Source organism: Bradyrhizobium elkanii USDA 76, from assembly GCF_023278185.1.
Classification (GTDB): domain Bacteria; phylum Pseudomonadota; class Alphaproteobacteria; order Rhizobiales; family Xanthobacteraceae; genus Bradyrhizobium; species Bradyrhizobium elkanii.
In genome coordinates, this window is the sequence record NZ_CP066356.1 from 950,861 (window position 1) to 966,308 (window position 15,448).

Consider the following 15,448-nt stretch of genomic DNA (forward strand, 5'->3'; position numbering starts at 1 on the left):
CATGGCGTCCGGGGGCTCGCCGAACTTGATCTCCACGATCCTTCGTTGGCCACTCCTGTGGCATGCGGCCAGGCTCGCCCTGGTGTCGGCCTACTTGCTTGGCGGCTTGACCAAACTGCTCGACTTCGCGAGTGCCGCGGCCGAGCAGGAACATTTCGGTCTGCATCCGGGGTGGCTGTGGGCCGCGACTGCCATTGTGGTGGAACTCGGTGGTTCTCTGCTCGTCGTCATCAACCGCTTCGTGTGGCTCGGTGCCGGCGGGCTCGGCGTGCTGACGTTCGTTGCGATGATCACCGCCAACGCGTTCTGGACAATGGTTGGCCATGAGAGATTCATGGCCGCGAATGCCTTCTTCGAACATCTCGGGTTGATCTCGGGCCTCATCATCGTATCGATCGTTGCCGACCGGGCTTCTTCCGGCTCGAGCCGAGCTGCGCGATCTCAGGCCTTTCAAGGAGTATCGGAATGAAATCAACAAGGATCCTCGCTCTTTTGGCGTTTTCCGCGGCTATCGCGACGGCTGCGCCGGTCACCGGAAAGGAAGTGACGAAGTCCAAGGAGACGGTGGTTGCCGTCGCCCCTCAATACGATACGACCCACGTCTATGTAGCGCCCGAGGACGTGGACAAGTTCGTGACCAGCTTCCTGGCGACCTTCGGCGGCAAGAGCACCAAGCAGGTGGTGGCGACCGTCACGCCTACGCCAAGCAGCACGACGTCGCAACTGCTTCAAACACCTGTTGGCACGGTATCCCTGTTCGGCTTCAAGACACCGATCCCGTATCCATTCGGCGCGGAGCGGAACGGCTACCTCGTCAACGACATGGACGAGGCAATCAAGGCGGCCCGCGCGGCGGGCGCCGACGTGATCGTTTCCACTTTCCCCGATCCCATCGGGCGGGATGCCGTGATTCAGTGGCCTGGCGGCGTCAATCTCCAGATCTACTGGCACACGACGAAACCCGCCTATGCCGCGTTCGAGCGGATTCCGGAGAACCGCGTCTACGTCTCACCCGACCGGGTGGCCGCGTTCACCAAGAGCTTCGTTGCATTTTCCCGTGGCAAGATCATCTCCGACGACGCGAGAGCGCCGGGCGCCGAGATCGGTAGGTCGGACGCTACCTACAGGCGCATCCGAATCGAGTCCGGGTTCGGAAAGATGGTCGTACTGGTCACGGACGGTCATCTGCCCTATCCCTACGGACGGGAGACGACGGGCTACGAAGTGGCAGACCTCGCAGCCACTCTCGCCAAGGCCAAGGAGGCCGGGGCGACGGTGCTCGTCGAACCTTATATGTCGGACGGCCGTTCCATCGCGTTCGTCATGTTTCCGGGCGGCTACGTCGCCGAAATCCACTCGCTCGCGCCGAAGAGTGCCGCCCGAGCCGGTGGTAAATAAGGGCGACGACGGTCGATGTCGGATCTGGCTGGTCTGTGGAGTTTTGGGATCGTCCTCGCGCTTGCCACGCTAGGCGCCGGTATCGACCACGCGCTGGCGGACGATGGGGACACCACGCTCCCCAAACGGCCCGCGATTCAGGCGAACCGCTGGGCGGAGGATTGGTCGGTTCTCGCCGATCCCAGGCTCCGTACGGAGCCGTTCGACGGCCTCAAATACATTCCGCTTTGGGCCACCGATCCGAAGAGCTACATTTCGCTGGGAGCCACGTTGCGCGAGCGTTTCGAAAGCAATGGCGCCGCGGGCTTCGGTACGGGCAGCACGCCTTCGGACAGCTACTTCCTGCAGCGGCTGCAGGTTCATGCCGATATCCACTTCAATGAAAACTGGCGAGCGTTCGTTCAGTTGGAGGATGACCGAGCGTTCCATAAGTTCAACGTCACATCAGTCGATCAGGACAGGCTCGACCTTCGCCTTGCATTCATCGAGTACGTCGACAAGTTTGGCGACGGGACTCTCAAAGCTCGGGTGGGCCGGCAGGACTTCGCGTTCGATCTGCAGCGTTTCGTGTCATCGCGAGATGGACCGAACGTTCGGCAGTCGTTCGATGCGCTTTGGGCCGATTGGGAGACTGGCCTTTGGCGTTTCATCGGTTTCGTCAGCCATCCGGTGCAGTATTTCGATGGGCGTCCGTTCGACGATACGTCGAACGACAACTTCCGATTCAGCACGCTCAGGGTCGAGCGCAAAGTGCTCGGCGACGACGAGCTATCCGGTTACTATTCGCTCTACGAACGAAGCAACGCCAAGTACCTCGACGCCTTCGGTGAGGAGCACCGACACGTCTTCGATGCACGGTTCGCTGGCAAGGCTCAGCAGTTCGATTGGGACCTGGAGGCCATGGGCCAGGTGGGCCAGGTGGGCACCAAGGACATTCGTGCCTGGGCCGTCGGCGCGCGAACGGGCTACACGCTGGCGAGCGTGCCATGGCAGCCTCGCCTGGGACTCCAGTTCGACGCCGCCTCCGGAGACCATCATCCCGCGGACGGAACGCTGGGCACGTTCAACCCGCTCTTCCCGAACGGCTACTACTTCACGCTCGCCGGTTACACGGGATACGTGAACCTGGTGCATCTCAAACCTTCCATCACCATCAGCCCGGCGGACCGGCTGAAGGTGATGGGAGCGATTGGCCTGCAATGGCGCGAGACGACGGCCGACGCGATCTACGTCCAGCCCAATGTGCCGATCGCGGGGACCGCCGGCAAGGGCAGCAATTGGACGGGGGCATACGGCCAGCTCCGGGTCGATTACGCCTTCAACGACCATCTGACGGGAGCTATCGAAGCGGTGCATTTCGATGTCGGTGACACGATTATCCGTGCTGGCGGACACACCAGCAACTATGTCGGCGTCCAACTCCAGTACGGCTGGTGACATGTCGCGGCACATGCTCCTACTTCCGCTGCTGATGAGCCTGAATGCGGGATTCGTCGACACCGCGGGATATCTCGCGCTGCAGGGCTTGTTCACCGCGCACGTCACCGGAAACTTCGTGACCTTCGGCGCGGCCATGGTGCTCGGGACTTCCGGAGCCCTTGCGAAGCTATTGGCGCTGCCGGTCTTCTGCTTGGTCGTGATCAGTACCCGGCTGTTCAGCTTCTTTCTACCCGCGATCGGTTTACCGATCTTCCGCTCGATGCTCGCCCTCAAGGTGCTGCTGCTTGCGATCGGCGCGGTCTGCGCCGTCCGGTTTGGACCGTTCGTCCAAGGCGATAGCTGGCAGGCGATCTGCACTGGGATGATCCTGGTAGCTGCGATGGCCATTCAGAACGCCGCGCATCGCATCCACATGGGGACGGAGCCCCCGAGCACTCTCATGACGGGTACCACCACCCAAATCATGATCGACGTCGCTGACGTTCTGAGGGGAGCGCCGGTGCCGGTATTGACCGTCGCCAAACCGCGTCTCGGGAAGATGGCAGCGAACGTGACGGTGTTTGCGCTGGGGTGCGCCGCCGGAGCGGTTCTCTACGCGAAGCTCGGGACGTGGTGTTTTGTCATCCCTCCGTTGGTCGCGTTGCCAGCCATCTTCCTGGCGGCCGCCGAGCCGAAGTGAGCTCGCCGGAGGGAAACGGCGAAGGGATCATGACGGCAAAACTTTCGATCGGCCTTGGGAGAATGCAGGACCGTTCACCCGAAGCCACGCGACTGGCCCGCTCCGGACCGGGTCTCACTTCTGCGACGGTTAGCTGCCGCTTGACGAGCAGGGCGATCAGGTATTCGCGACGACCGACGTCATCGCCGAGTGCGTCCTTGCTGCGTGAGGCCCACGCGGCGTGCGAGGAGCATGACGATATGGCATCGACAGGCCTCATCGAAAACTGGATCGACAGGGTCGAACGAGGACCGTGGTTTCTGTACGAATGCACGCGGCGGAGAGCGGAGGCGCGCCGAGGCGCACCCCGGTCGGTGGATCGGGGTGCGCAGGAGGTTGCGCGAGATCGTCAGGGGACCATCTCCCGGTGCTTCGTTTCGGCTACCCAGGTACGGGCGAGAGCGATGTCGGCCTGCGAAAGCTGATGGCCCGCCGGGAGCACGCGATGGTCCACCTTGGCTCCTGCGGCCGACAGCATGGCCGCAAGTGCGGCGGCATTGTCATCCGGCACGATGGGGTCGTGACGTCCGGACAGCATCAGGACCGGCTTCCCGGCGAGATCCGCCTCCGGAGGGTCCGTCAGCGGGACCATGGCGCGCAGCAGGATCGCTCCGGACAGCACCCGGGGCCTCATCAGGAGAAGCGCGGCGGCGATGTTGGCGCCGTTCGAGTAGCCCACGGCGAGCGGCGATCCGATGCCATACCGCTCCCGAGCGTCCTGGACGAAGTCCCCAAGTTCGAGCGCGCGATGGCGGACGTCTTCCTCGTCGAAGACGCCTTCCGCGAGGCGGCGAAAGAAACGTGGCATCCCGTTCTCGAGAACGCGGCCGCGAGGCGACAGGAGCGGGGAGCCCGGCGAGATCATGGCACCGAGCTGCAGCAGATCGTTCTCGTCGCCGCCGGTGCCATGAAGGAGCAGCAGCGGCGGGGCATTCGCGGTGCTCCCGGGTTCGAAGCGATAGATGAACGGAGACTTCGCGGTCATGATACCGCTCCTTGAAGTTCGGGCAGCACGCCCTCGATCTCTTTGCGGTGCGGCTCGAGGAAGCTCGGCAGTTTCAGGTCGCGGCCGAGCGTTTCGACCGGTTCGTCCACTGCAAATCCCGGAATGTCCGTCGCGATCTCGAACAGGACGCCCCCAGGCTCGCGGAAGTAGATCGAACGGAAGTAGTTGCGGTCCTTCTGCTCGGTGGGATGCAGCCCGTGATTGCTGACGAGCTTCTGAGCCATGACCCCTTGTTCGGCATCGTCCTTTGCACGGAATGCGATGTGGTGCACGGAGCCGCGTCCCTGGCTGCCGCGCAGAAAGCCCTTTGCCTCATAGATATCGACGACGTTGCCCTGCGCGTCGCCGGGCGCCTTGAAGCGCGTCACGGAGCCCTCTCGTGCGGTCTCGCGGAAGCCGAACACGTCGGTCAGGATATTCGCGGTCTTGGCCGCATCGTCGAGCAGGAGCGTGACGCCCTGGAAGCCGCGGATCGCATGCTCCACCGGCACGTCGCCATTGCTCCACGCAGGTTCCTCCCCGGCGCCGGCGATGCCGACGAGCGCAAGCGCCATGCCGTCCGGGTCGGAGAATGCAAGCACGGATTCGCCGAAACGTTTCTCGAGCGCCTCGTATTTGATGCCCTTCTCGAGGAAGCGCTGCGTCCAATAGCCCAGCGAACGCTGCGGGACGCGGAAGGTCGTCTGATGGGTTTCGCCGACGCCGCGTCGTCCGGGGGGAGCTCCGTCCCAGGGGAAGAAGGTGAGGATCGAGCCCGGTCGGCCGGTCTCGTCTCCGTAGTAGAAGTGGTAGGTGGCCGGATCGTCGAAATTGACGGTCTTCTTGACGAAGCGCAGGCCGAGATCCCGCGTGTAGAAGCTGAAGTTCTTCTGCGGTTCGCCTGCGATGGCGGTGACGTGGTGGATGCCTGACATCTTGCTCTCCGGGGTTGGAAGGAGCCGCTCGGGCTCTGGCCGGAGATATCGAACGGCTTTGATCAGAGAACAATCCGTGCTTCTATGACACTACTGTCTACGAATTGGCGACAATTGGGATCAATCTATGGATAAGGTGGCCAGCCTGCAGGCCTTCGTGAAGGTTGTGGAAACCGGCAGTTTCTCCGAGGCCGGGCGTCAACTGCGGCTGTCCAGGTCCGCTATCAGCAAATACGTGGGCGATCTGGAGGGAAGTCTTGGCGTCCAACTCCTCAACCGCACCACGCGGCACGCGAGCCCGAACGAAAACGGTCAGCTCTATTTCGAACGCGCGCTGGTCATCCTCTCGGAGATCGATGCGGCCGATCAGGCCGTCACGCATCTGCAGTCGGCTCCGCGCGGACTTCTGCGTATCAATGCGCCGATGTCCTTCGGCACTTTGAGGCTGGGACCGGCGCTCGCCGACTTCATGCAGATGTATCCGGACCTGCAGCTCCAGCTTGTGCTGAGCGACGACCTCGTCGATCCCGTACAGGACGGCTTCGACGTCACCCTTCGCATCGCCGACCTGGAATCGTCCAGCCTGATCGCGCGCAAGATTACGCCCATGCCAAGGGTGATCTGCGCGTCTCCCGACTACCTCGAAAAGCATGGTGCGCCGTCGCACCCGCGGGATCTCCGCGATCACGTCTCGCTGACGTATGGCTTCCTGCTCACCGGCAACCAGTGGAAGCTGACCGGAGCAGACGGAGAGCATTGGATTCAACCCGCCTGGTCACTGTGCGTGAATAATGCCGAGGTGCTGCGCGACGTCGCCGTCAGCGGAAGGGGCATAGCCTTGATCCCCGAATTCATCGCCGCGGATGCGCTACGGAAAGGAGGCCTCAAGACGATCCTGAAGGATTTTTGGGCCCCGCCACTGACGCTGTATGCGATCTATCCGCCGACGAGACACTTGTCGGTGAAGGTCAGACTGTTCATCGACTTCCTGGTCCAGCGCTTCGGGCGCGAAGTCGACGCCCAAGGGAACTGAAATGGCTTCCGAGACTGCCGATCCGTCGCCTCGATCCTATCCCCAGTCCGTCACGTTCGTGCGACGAGCCGGGCCAATCACGGCTGCCGTCGGCGGCGTGGACACCTTCGTGGAGATCGAAAACTGGCTCCTGGAAGAGGCCTCCGCCGAGCGGCGGATGATCGATCTCCTGGTCAAGCTGATCCGTCGGATGAAGGCCGCCGGTTCTTCGATCGATCGACTGACCCTGCACATCGGCACGCTCCACCCCCAACTTGTGGGGTTCGCGTGGGTCTGGAACGCCGACGATGGTTTCTGCGACGAGGTGCGGGTCGCTGACGCGGCGATCGATTCCGATGCTTACAAACTCAATCCGTTACAACGGATCGTGGAGACCGGCAAGACGATCCGGCGGGCTCCGAATAAACCGTCGGCGCAGGCGGAATTTCCCATCATGATCGAACTCGCGGCCGCCGGAATGGTCGACTACGTGGCGATTCCCTTATCGGGTCTGGATACACGTAACGTGATCACCATCGCGACGAAAGCGGCCGGCGGCTTCGCCGACGCGGAGATAGATGTCCTGACCCGCGTATTCAGACTCTTCGCCCTGCACGTGCAACGGCACAGCGAGTTGAAGATCTCCGAAAACGCATTGGGCGCCTACCTTGGCTACGGCGCCGCCGCCAAGGTGCTCGAAGGCGCGATCAAGCGCGGCGCAGGAGACTCGATCCGCGCCGTGATCTGGGTCTCGGATCTCCGAAATTTCACGACAATGTCGGACGTACTGGCCCCCACCGACATGCTGGTGCTGCTTAACGCCTACTTCGAGGCGATGGTGAGCGCCGTGGCCGCTCACGGCGGCGAAATTCTCAAGTTCATCGGCGACGGAATGCTCGCCGTCTTTCCGGTGACGGTCGGCACTGCCGAAGCGTCGCGTGCGGCCGTCTCGGCGGCAAGGGAGGCAATTGCCAGACTCGAAGCCGCCAATCGGAACGTCTGTGTCGCGTTCGATGCCGAAGGCCACGCCTTGCTGCGGGCAGGCATCGTCCTTCACGAAGGTGAGGTTTTTTTCGGCAATATCGGCGCTCCGGACCGCCTTGACTTCACGGTCATCGGCGCCGCCGTCAATGAGGCCTGCCGCGTGGAAGCGCTCACCAAGATCATAGGCCGGGACTTGCTCATGACGGAAGCCGTCGCCCGACATCTCTCTCATGATGTCGAGCATCTCGGTGAGCACCAGTTGCGGGGCGTCTCCGCCCGGATGTCCGTCTACGGACTGGCGAGCTAATGGATGCACTGGCCTGCCAGTTCCACGGTCCGGCTAGCACTAGGCTCGCTCAGCGGCCTCTCTGCTGCCAGTGTCGAGCGTCGGATAGTCGAGATATCCGGAATCCGTACCGCCATATATCCCGAACGGCTGCGGTGAGCTGTAGGGGCCGCCAACCCGAATTCGCGCCGGAAGGTCCGGATTGGCGAGAAAGAGACGGCCGAAAGCGACCGCGTCCGCCTCGCCGGAATCGACGATCCGCGCGGCGTGCTCGGGGGTGATACCCGCATTGACGATGAGGGGCCCGCGATAGAGTCCACGGAATATCGGCAGCATCCTTTTGTAGTCGGGCGCTCCGGTCCAGGCGTTGGTGTCGGCAAGGTGCAGATATGCAAGCCCGGCAGTCCCCAGCCAATGCGCGAGTTGCCGATAGGTATCCTCAGGTTTCGGGTCCCGAACGCTGTTGTAGTCGGCGAAAGGCGATAGCCGCAGTCCTATCCGTGAACGCGGCACGACATCGGAAATCGCCGCGACGATTTCCAGAAGCAACCTGGATCGTCGTTCGGCGCTCCCGCCATACTCGTCGGTTCGCAGGTTAATCGTCGGTGACAGAAACTGGTGGATCAGATAACCATTGGCGCCATGGATCTCGACGCCGTCGAAGCCTGCGCGCACGGCGTTGGCGGCCGCAAGTCGGAATTCGCTCACGACGCCCCGGATCTCCGCAGGGGTCATTGCGCGCGACGATGTAGCAGCGATCCGCACGTATGCGTCGTTGGCGAGGAGCGCCCACACCTGCAGCCGATCCAGATCGTCGTTCACGCCCGACGGAGATAGCGGTTGTTTGTCGGACAGCAGGCCACGCGCGCTCGCCCGCCCGGCGTGCCAGAGTTGCGCGACGACGCGCCCTCCTTCTTCGTGGATTCGATCGACGACCGCTTTCCATCCCTCGGTCTGTTCCTCCGTCCAGAGACCGGGCGTCCGGTCGAAGGCGCGGGACATCGGTCCCACGTTCACGCCTTCAGTCACGATAAGGCCGGCGCTCGCCCGCGCTGCGTAATACTCCGACGCGGAGGGATTGATGACGCCGCGCTCGTCGGCGCGCGAGCGCGTCATTGGGGCCATTACTATTCTGTTTTTAAGACTAAGATCGCCCAAAGCGGTCGAATGAAAGAGACCCGCCATGTGTCTCGCTCCTTCCAGTTTCAAAATGATCCATTCACAGGAGAGTGACGTCAGTGATGTGACGTCTTGCCGGCCCGGGACAAAACCGTCGGTAGCTGCAAGAGCAGACCCGCCGTCGCAAGCGCGGCCCCGTATCCACAAACGCCGAGCCATGACAGGTGCGTATATGCCCAACTCGCACCGAGCGATCCGAGAGAACCGCCGACGAACATCGCCGTCATGAATACGGTGTTCAGCCTGCTTCGCGCCTCGGGACGCAGGGCGAAGATAAGGTGCTGATTTGAGACGAGCGCAGCGTTCACGCCCGCGTCGAGCAACACGACGCCGACGATCAATCCCGTGACGGCGTTCCAGCCTCCAAAAATAGCCCAGGAGGAGAGCGAGACCGCGGCAGCGATCGCAATCACGAGATGAGGACCCCGCTTGTCGGCTACGCGACCTGCCAGCGGCGCGGCGAGCATTCCCGACGCGCCGATGACGCCAAACAGGCCAGCAATCTCGGGACCGAGTCCAAATGCCGGTTCCCGCAGATGGAGGGACAAGACTGTCCAGAAGGCGATGAAGGAGGCGAACAGCATCGCTTGCGTCGCTGCGGCCAGTCGAAGCGTCGGCTCCTCGACGAGAAGGTGGACGAGCGTGCGCAGCGCGGCAGGGTATCCGATACCTTGCGGCACATGGTGGCGCGGCAGGATCAGGCGGACCAGCGCGGCGGCGCCGAGCGCCAAAGGCGCGCCGAGCCAGAACATCTCGCGCCATCCGAAGTGCGACCCGACGAAGCCGGCTATCGTGCGGCTGAGGAGAATGCCGCCCAGAATTCCGCTGACCACCGTTCCGACTGCCGCACCTCTGGTCCGGTCGTCGGCAAGCGTCGCGGCGAACGGGACGATCTGTTGGGCCACGGTTGCTGCGACGCCGAGCATGAGCGACGCGGCGATCAACGCGAGCGCGGACGGGGCGACCGCGGCGAATGCAAGAGCCGCCGCTAGAATGACGAACTGCGCGGCGATGAGGCGCCGCCTTTCGACCAGGTCCCCCAAGGGCACCAGGAACAGGAGGCCGACGGCGTAGCCGAATTGCGTGGCCGTGGGAATGAGACCGATTGCCGATGAATTCGGGTAACTCGCCTCGATCAGGCCGAGCAGAGGCTGATTATAATGGATGTTCGCGACCGCGATCCCGGCGCAGATCGCCATGGCGAGCGTGCGTGCGCGCGTGAGTTCGGGCGCCTGTTGGTCCGTCGCAATTGTTGACGTCGACATGGCGGCAAATCCTCGTTTCGTCGGCACGCAGTCTCGGTTCGACGCGCCCGGCTCTTGACCTCAAGCAGGATCGACAGTTAATTATCAATCGATAAATAGCAAGGTGTCGCCAAAAAGGGATGGCTCCTATGTGCGTATGCTCCGTCGGCGCGCGACCGCAACGATGTTGGTGATCGCCGCGATGACATCTTGTCCGCACGTTCGCTTTTCAGACGTGAGAGTCTTGATCGATCCTTACGTTGCGGATGAACGGACGTCTTGGATTCCATACGCACGCTTTGGATTGGTTCGTCGAACTGTGATCGGGGGGGTGTGCAAGTCGCGCATGAAACTGAAAAGAAGACACCCGGACCCGCCTGATATGGCATTCGCATCCAGGAGAGGCGGGTGATGAAGCTGAGGTTCGTTCTGCTCGCACTGCTTGCCATCGGGACGTTCGGTGGGACGGCTGCACTTTTGTATGCTTGGGAATCACCGATTCCTCCGATCGATCCGAGGTCGCTCGGCGCACCGGATCGTGCCGTGCTGCGCCGTGGAGCGAGTCTTGCCCTCCTTGGCGACTGCGCCATATGCCATACCGCGCCCGACGGACTCCCGTATGCCGGAGGGCTTGCGATGCCAACGCCCTTCGGAACGATCTACTCCACCAACATCACGCCAGATCCGGAGACGGGCATCGGGCGATGGTCGGAGCAGGCGTTCATTCGCGCTCTGCAATCCGGCGTCGATCGCGAAGGACGCCACCTCTATCCAGCTTTTCCGTATGACCATTTCACGCGTGTGTCGGACGACGATGCGAAGGCATTGTACGCCTTCTTCATGTCGATCGATCCGGTCAGGTCATCGGCGCCACCTAACGGACTTCCGTTTCCGCTCAACGTCCGTCTGACGCTGGCCGGCTGGAAGATTCTCTTCCTCCGCCAGGCGCGTTTCGTTTCCGACCCGTCGAAGGACGAGAAATGGAACAGGGGAAAGTATCTGGTTGACGGACTGGGGCATTGCGGTGCCTGCCATTCCCCTCGAAATCTTCTCGGCGCGGAAAGGACGTCGGCTGGTTTTGCAGGAGGCGAGGCCGAAGGTTGGCGCGCCTATGCGCTCGGGCGAGGTTCACTATCGCCAGTCACATGGGACGAAGCCGCCCTCGCGGACTATCTTGCGCGCGGCTCGCATCCCCTGCATGGGACCGCTCAGGGGCCTATGGCGAACGTGGTCGACAATTTGTCCCAGGTTGATCCCGCGGACATCGGCGCAATGGCCCACTATCTCGCCTCTCTCGGCAAAGGAGAGGGGCGGAATGGTGCGGAGCGGGCAGCTTCGGGTCCGGGGCGCCTGCCGCAAGCCGCCGGCGCTCAGGCAGCGACGCCCGCCATCCCGTCCGAGCCGGGCGGTGCGATCTACGCCACCGTCTGTGCGTCGTGCCACGATGGCGGCAGACCCTTGCCGCTCGGCGGCTCGAGACTCGATCTCTCCACCGCGGTCGCAGACGAGACGCCCGCTAACCTGATCAATCTGGTGGTGCGGGGGATACCGGCGGCTGCCGGCGCTTCCGCGCATCCCATCATGCCCGGTTTCGGCGATGTCCTTAACGACCGGCAGATATCCGATCTCGTCAACTACTTGCGCACCCGGTTTGCCGGAAGGCCGCAATGGAATGGGTTGGCCAAAGCGGTTGCGGAAGCAAGAGGCGGCCGGTGAGTTGGACCGAACAAGGATACAGGAGGCTCGGCGAAGCAGCATGACAACCCTGATCGTCAACGGCGAGAGCCGATCCATCGCGGCGAGCCCTGACACGCCGCTGCTCTACGTCCTCAGGGACGAACTTGGTCTGTACGCGGCGAAATTCGGGTGCGGGCTCGGCCAATGCGGAGCTTGCACGGTCATTGTCGATGGCAAGGCTGTGTTCTCCTGCGTGACGCCGGTGATGGTATTGGAGGGACGGACGGTCACCACGCTGGAAGGAATCGGGAGCCGGGACGCTCCTGGCCCGATGCAGCGCGCCTTCATCGCCGAACAGGCCGCACAATGCGGATACTGCATTCCCGGCATGATGATGCGTGCCCAAGCATTGCTCAATCGCGATCCGCACGCGACCGACGAGTCGATCAGAGCGGAATTGCAGCCTCATCTCTGCCGATGCGGAACGCATATGCGTATCCTGCGTGCGATCCGGCGCGCCGCAGAAGAGATGCGGCCGAAGACAGTCGAGGCGAGGACAGGTCGATGATGCAAGCTATTTCTCGGCGCAGCGTTCTGGCCGGCGCCGGCGCGCTCATCGTCGCCTTCCGGCTCTCCGGGACGCACGCACAGACCGAAACCGGCACGGGCGGAAGTCCCTCGAAGCACGGCCTGCCAGGAAGCCTCGACGACACTCCGAGGATCGACGCGTGGATCCGCATCGACGCGTCCGGTGCCGCGACGATCCTCACCGGAAAGGCCGAGCTTGGGCAGGGCCTTAAAACGGCGCTTCTTCAGGTCGCGGCGGAGGAGCTGAGGTTGCCGCTAGAGCGGCTATCGCTGGTCATGGCCGACACGGCGCGGACGCCCAATGAAGGCTACACAGCCGCCAGCCATTCGATGCAGGACTCCGGCACCGCGATTCGGCATGCGGCAGCGCAAGCGCGCGAACTGCTCCGCGACGAGGCGGCCCGCAGACTCGGCGTGTCCGCCGCCTCGCTGAAGGTACGCGGCGGCGAGGTGTTCGGAGCCGATGGCAAGCGCCTCGGCTATGGTGAATTGGTTCGCGATCAATTGCTGTCGGTCGACGCCGGTCAGACTTCGCGCCTGACCTCGCCGGCAGACTTCAGCGTGATGAGCCGGCCCGTTCCAAGGGTCGATATTCCGGCCAAGGTGACAGGTGGAGCGGCGTACGTCCACGATCTGCGCCCCGAGGGGATGCTGCATGGTCGCGTCGTTCGCCCGCCGAGTTACGGTGCCACGTTGCAGGACTGCGATGTCGCGCGGGTGGAGCGGATGGCAGGGATCGTCAAGGTCGTGCGGGACGGCAATTTCCTCGGCGTCGTCGCGGAACACGAGTGGGTCGCGGTCCAGGCGATGCGAATCTTGGCGGCCGCGACGACGTGGATAGAACGGCAGGAGCTGCCGGACGAGGCGGATCTGCCGGCCGCATTGATGAATCTGCCATCGCGCGACACAACGATTCACGGCACCGGAAATCCCGGCGCGCCGGGAATCCTGGTCGAAGGCACGTTCAGCAGGCCTTATCTCACGCATGGATCGATCGGACCGGCGTGCGCGCTTGCGCAACTTGAGGAAGCAAAGCTCACGATTTGGACCCATACCCAAGGTGTGTTCTTCCTTCGGGATGCAATCGCCGGCATGCTGCGGATGCCCGCCGAGAACGTGCGCTGCGTCCATGCGGAGGGCGCCGGGTGCTACGGCCACAACGGTGCCGACGACGTTGCGGCCGACGCGGCGATACTCGCCGTCGCGGTGCCCGGGCGGCCGGTCAGGGTCCAACTGATGCGCGAGCAGGAGCACGCGTGGGATCCGTTCGGGCCCGGTATGGTGGTCAAGCTGAAGGCGACGATCGGAGCCGACGGCGCGATCGCCGATTGGCACCACGAAGTTTGGAGCCAGTCGCACATGATGCGGCCCGGTCCGCCGGGGACGCTGATCGCCGCCCGACTGAAGTCGGACGCCTTTCCGCCCGCGCCACCCGTCGCCCTTGCGCAGCCGGAGGGAGGCGGTGACCGGAACGCGATTCCGCTCTACGCTATCGCGAACTGCAAGGTAATCAGCCACTTCCTGCCCGACATGCCTTTGCGAGGCTCGTCCATGCGCTCCCTGGGCGGTTATCTCAACGTCCTCTCGATCGAGAGCGTCCTCGACGAATTGGCAGCCCGCTCGGGGCAAGACTCCGTGACGTTTCGACTTCGGCACACCGAAGATCCTCGAGCTCGTGAAGTCATCGAAACCGCCGCATCGCGTTTCGGTTGGACTACGCGGGTCAAGCGTTCGGAGAGCACCGGTTTCGGGTTTGGCTTTGCGCGTTACAAGAACCTCGAGGCTTGGTGTGCGGTGGCCGTCGAGATCGACCTTCCGCGCCAAAGCGGCATCGTTCGCGTCCGTCGCGTCGTGGCGGCGGTGGACACCGGCCAGGTCGTGAACCCGGATGGTGTCCGCAACCAGATCGAAGGCGGCATTTTGCAGTCGATAAGCTGGACGCTTTTCGAACGGGTGACGTTCGATCGCACCCGCGTAACATCGGTAGATTGGTCAGCCTATCCGATCATGCGGTTTGACAGCGTCCCGGAGTCGGTCGAAGTCCACCTGATAGATCGGCCCGGCGATGCCTTCTACGGTGTGGCTGAGGCGGCGCAAGGGCCGGCGGGAGCCGCGATTGCCAATGCGATCAGGGATGCGACCGGCGTTCGGATGCATGAACTTCCGTTAACTGCAGCCCGCATCAAGAGAGCGATTGCGGTCTGATCGGAGGGAATGACTGGAGGTTTGAACGCGTCGTAGAGGTACGGCGCGCCAATACGCCCACTGCCTCCAGTTTGCTTTTCGAAGAAGGCAACACACGTGCCTTCCAGGCCTAGACTGCTGCTTTCGCCGGTAAAACGGAGCGAACACCGTTAAGGAACGTCGCCACTTTTGCATCGATAATCGAGTTGACGTCCGTTTCTAGGGGCATCGAATAGATGAATTGACGCACGCCGAGATAGAAGATCGCCGCGTGGAGCGCCCACACCATCTCGATTTCGAGAACGGTAATCGGGAGTTCGCCAGTCGAGGGTCGTCCATACTCGATCCTGATCTCCTCGACGACTCTCTCGAATGCGCGCTCGCGCAGCATTTTGAGATAGCGGGCGTTCAATCCAAGATCCTTCAGGCCCGCGAACATGAACAGGCGGATCCATTCGTATGTGAGAATGACCTCGGCGTATTCGCGATAAAAATGGGTCAGCCTCGCCTTCAGAGGTACCGAGCGATCGGTGATGATTTTCTCCCAGGCCGGCTTCCAGCGCCCGACGAAGACTTCCTGATAGACCCGCTCGATGAGAGCTTCCTTGCTCGGGAAGTAGCGATAGAGCAGGGGCTGGGTAATGCGCAGCCGCTTTGCGAGTTCGCGGGTCTGCCCCTCGAAGCCGTACTCGGCGAAAAACGAGACGGCTTCCCGCGCGATGATGGCTTCCCGCTCGGACGGGTCCAGCCTCTGCTGCTCTCGGATCGGCGTTCGGAGACGCGCTCTGCTGGGTTGCTTCACACCTGATTCGCCAGTT

The 15,448-nt window shown here is 62.9% G+C and carries 14 protein-coding genes; 9 read left to right on the forward strand and 5 right to left on the reverse strand.

Annotated elements, in window-relative coordinates; genetic code table 11:
* Position 1 precedes the first annotated feature (1 nt).
* From JEY66_RS04520 to JEY66_RS04535, 4 genes are read left to right on the forward strand one after another with little or no spacing between them, the layout of a single operon-like run.
* Entirely contained in the window at positions 2-469 is a 468-nt protein-coding gene (locus JEY66_RS04520) for a DoxX family protein (protein ID WP_016845374.1), read from the forward strand.
* Positions 466-1,398 (forward strand): VOC family protein, encoded by a 933-nt coding sequence (locus JEY66_RS04525; protein WP_018269010.1) that lies wholly within the window; start codon positions 466-468, stop codon positions 1,396-1,398. The genes JEY66_RS04520 and JEY66_RS04525 overlap by 4 nt, the downstream gene beginning before the upstream one ends.
* Before the next feature lie 15 nt (positions 1,399-1,413).
* Entirely contained in the window at positions 1,414-2,835 is a 1,422-nt protein-coding gene (locus tag JEY66_RS04530) for an alginate export family protein (RefSeq protein WP_016845372.1), read from the forward strand.
* 1 nt (position 2,836) lies between these two features.
* A complete protein-coding gene (locus JEY66_RS04535) occupies positions 2,837-3,517 on the forward strand; it encodes a YoaK family protein (protein ID WP_026191910.1) in 681 nt (226 codons plus the stop codon).
* A gap of 388 nt (positions 3,518-3,905) precedes the next feature.
* Here the strand turns inward: JEY66_RS04535 and JEY66_RS04545 are convergent, their stop codons facing one another.
* Together JEY66_RS04545 and JEY66_RS04550 are read right to left on the reverse strand one after the other, a co-directional pair.
* Positions 3,906-4,541 (reverse strand): alpha/beta hydrolase, encoded by a 636-nt coding sequence (locus tag JEY66_RS04545; RefSeq protein ID WP_016845370.1) that lies wholly within the window; start codon positions 4,539-4,541, stop codon positions 3,906-3,908.
* Entirely contained in the window at positions 4,538-5,476 is a 939-nt protein-coding gene (locus JEY66_RS04550; RefSeq protein ID WP_016845369.1) for a ring-cleaving dioxygenase, read from the reverse strand. The genes JEY66_RS04545 and JEY66_RS04550 overlap by 4 nt, the downstream gene beginning before the upstream one ends.
* A gap of 127 nt (positions 5,477-5,603) precedes the next feature.
* On the opposite strand from JEY66_RS04550, the gene JEY66_RS04555 reads away from it, so the two are divergent.
* Complete coding sequence (locus JEY66_RS04555; protein WP_016845368.1) at positions 5,604-6,509, forward strand: LysR family transcriptional regulator; 906 nt, start codon at positions 5,604-5,606, stop codon at positions 6,507-6,509.
* 1 nt (position 6,510) lies between these two features.
* Positions 6,511-7,779: an adenylate/guanylate cyclase domain-containing protein gene (locus tag JEY66_RS04560; protein ID WP_016845367.1), complete on the forward strand. Its 1,269-nt coding sequence runs from the start codon at positions 6,511-6,513 to the stop codon at positions 7,777-7,779.
* A 39-nt stretch (positions 7,780-7,818) separates the two neighbouring features.
* Here JEY66_RS04560 and JEY66_RS04565 read toward each other — a convergent pair whose 3' ends face one another.
* Positions 7,819-8,943, reverse strand: a complete 1,125-nt coding sequence (locus tag JEY66_RS04565) for an alkene reductase (protein WP_050994241.1) — start codon at positions 8,941-8,943, stop codon at positions 7,819-7,821.
* A gap of 50 nt (positions 8,944-8,993) precedes the next feature.
* Positions 8,994-10,202 (reverse strand): MFS transporter, encoded by a 1,209-nt coding sequence (locus JEY66_RS04570; RefSeq protein ID WP_018269007.1) that lies wholly within the window; start codon positions 10,200-10,202, stop codon positions 8,994-8,996.
* 390 nt (positions 10,203-10,592) lie between these two features.
* On the opposite strand from JEY66_RS04570, the gene JEY66_RS04575 reads away from it, so the two are divergent.
* The 3 genes from JEY66_RS04575 to JEY66_RS04585 are packed head-to-tail and all read left to right on the forward strand — an operon-like array spanning position 10,593 to position 14,651.
* On the forward strand, positions 10,593-11,897 hold the full coding sequence (locus JEY66_RS04575) for a c-type cytochrome (protein WP_016845363.1): 1,305 nt from the start codon (positions 10,593-10,595) through the stop codon (positions 11,895-11,897).
* 40 nt (positions 11,898-11,937) lie between these two features.
* A complete protein-coding gene (locus JEY66_RS04580; RefSeq protein WP_026191909.1) occupies positions 11,938-12,426 on the forward strand; it encodes a (2Fe-2S)-binding protein in 489 nt (162 codons plus the stop codon).
* Positions 12,423-14,651, forward strand: a complete 2,229-nt coding sequence (locus JEY66_RS04585; protein ID WP_016845361.1) for a xanthine dehydrogenase family protein molybdopterin-binding subunit — start codon at positions 12,423-12,425, stop codon at positions 14,649-14,651. The genes JEY66_RS04580 and JEY66_RS04585 overlap by 4 nt, the downstream gene beginning before the upstream one ends.
* A 109-nt stretch (positions 14,652-14,760) precedes the next feature.
* Here JEY66_RS04585 and JEY66_RS04590 read toward each other — a convergent pair whose 3' ends face one another.
* Positions 14,761-15,432 carry a TetR/AcrR family transcriptional regulator gene (locus JEY66_RS04590; RefSeq protein WP_016845360.1) on the reverse strand — a complete coding sequence of 224 codons (672 nt, stop codon included), beginning with the start codon at positions 15,430-15,432 and terminating at the stop codon, positions 14,761-14,763.
* Between the last annotated feature and the right edge of the window lie 16 nt (positions 15,433-15,448).

What these genes read in the sequence shown, in the direction of transcription:
- JEY66_RS04520 (WP_016845374.1), top strand. Translation starts at nt 2, where the DNA reads ATGGCGTCCGGGGGCTCGCCGAACTTGATCTCCACGATCCTTCGTTGG.
- JEY66_RS04525 (WP_018269010.1), top strand. Translation starts at nt 466, where the DNA reads ATGAAATCAACAAGGATCCTCGCTCTTTTGGCGTTTTCCGCGGCTATC.
- JEY66_RS04530 (WP_016845372.1), top strand. Translation starts at nt 1,414, where the DNA reads ATGTCGGATCTGGCTGGTCTGTGGAGTTTTGGGATCGTCCTCGCGCTT.
- JEY66_RS04535 (WP_026191910.1), top strand. Translation starts at nt 2,837, where the DNA reads ATGTCGCGGCACATGCTCCTACTTCCGCTGCTGATGAGCCTGAATGCG.
- JEY66_RS04545 (WP_016845370.1), bottom strand. Translation starts at nt 4,541, where the DNA reads ATGACCGCGAAGTCTCCGTTCATCTATCGCTTCGAACCCGGGAGCACC.
- JEY66_RS04550 (WP_016845369.1), bottom strand. Translation starts at nt 5,476, where the DNA reads ATGTCAGGCATCCACCACGTCACCGCCATCGCAGGCGAACCGCAGAAG.
- JEY66_RS04555 (WP_016845368.1), top strand. Translation starts at nt 5,604, where the DNA reads ATGGATAAGGTGGCCAGCCTGCAGGCCTTCGTGAAGGTTGTGGAAACC.
- JEY66_RS04560 (WP_016845367.1), top strand. Translation starts at nt 6,511, where the DNA reads ATGGCTTCCGAGACTGCCGATCCGTCGCCTCGATCCTATCCCCAGTCC.
- JEY66_RS04565 (WP_050994241.1), bottom strand. Translation starts at nt 8,943, where the DNA reads ATGGCGGGTCTCTTTCATTCGACCGCTTTGGGCGATCTTAGTCTTAAA.
- JEY66_RS04570 (WP_018269007.1), bottom strand. Translation starts at nt 10,202, where the DNA reads ATGTCGACGTCAACAATTGCGACGGACCAACAGGCGCCCGAACTCACG.
- JEY66_RS04575 (WP_016845363.1), top strand. Translation starts at nt 10,593, where the DNA reads ATGAAGCTGAGGTTCGTTCTGCTCGCACTGCTTGCCATCGGGACGTTC.
- JEY66_RS04580 (WP_026191909.1), top strand. Translation starts at nt 11,938, where the DNA reads ATGACAACCCTGATCGTCAACGGCGAGAGCCGATCCATCGCGGCGAGC.
- JEY66_RS04585 (WP_016845361.1), top strand. Translation starts at nt 12,423, where the DNA reads ATGATGCAAGCTATTTCTCGGCGCAGCGTTCTGGCCGGCGCCGGCGCG.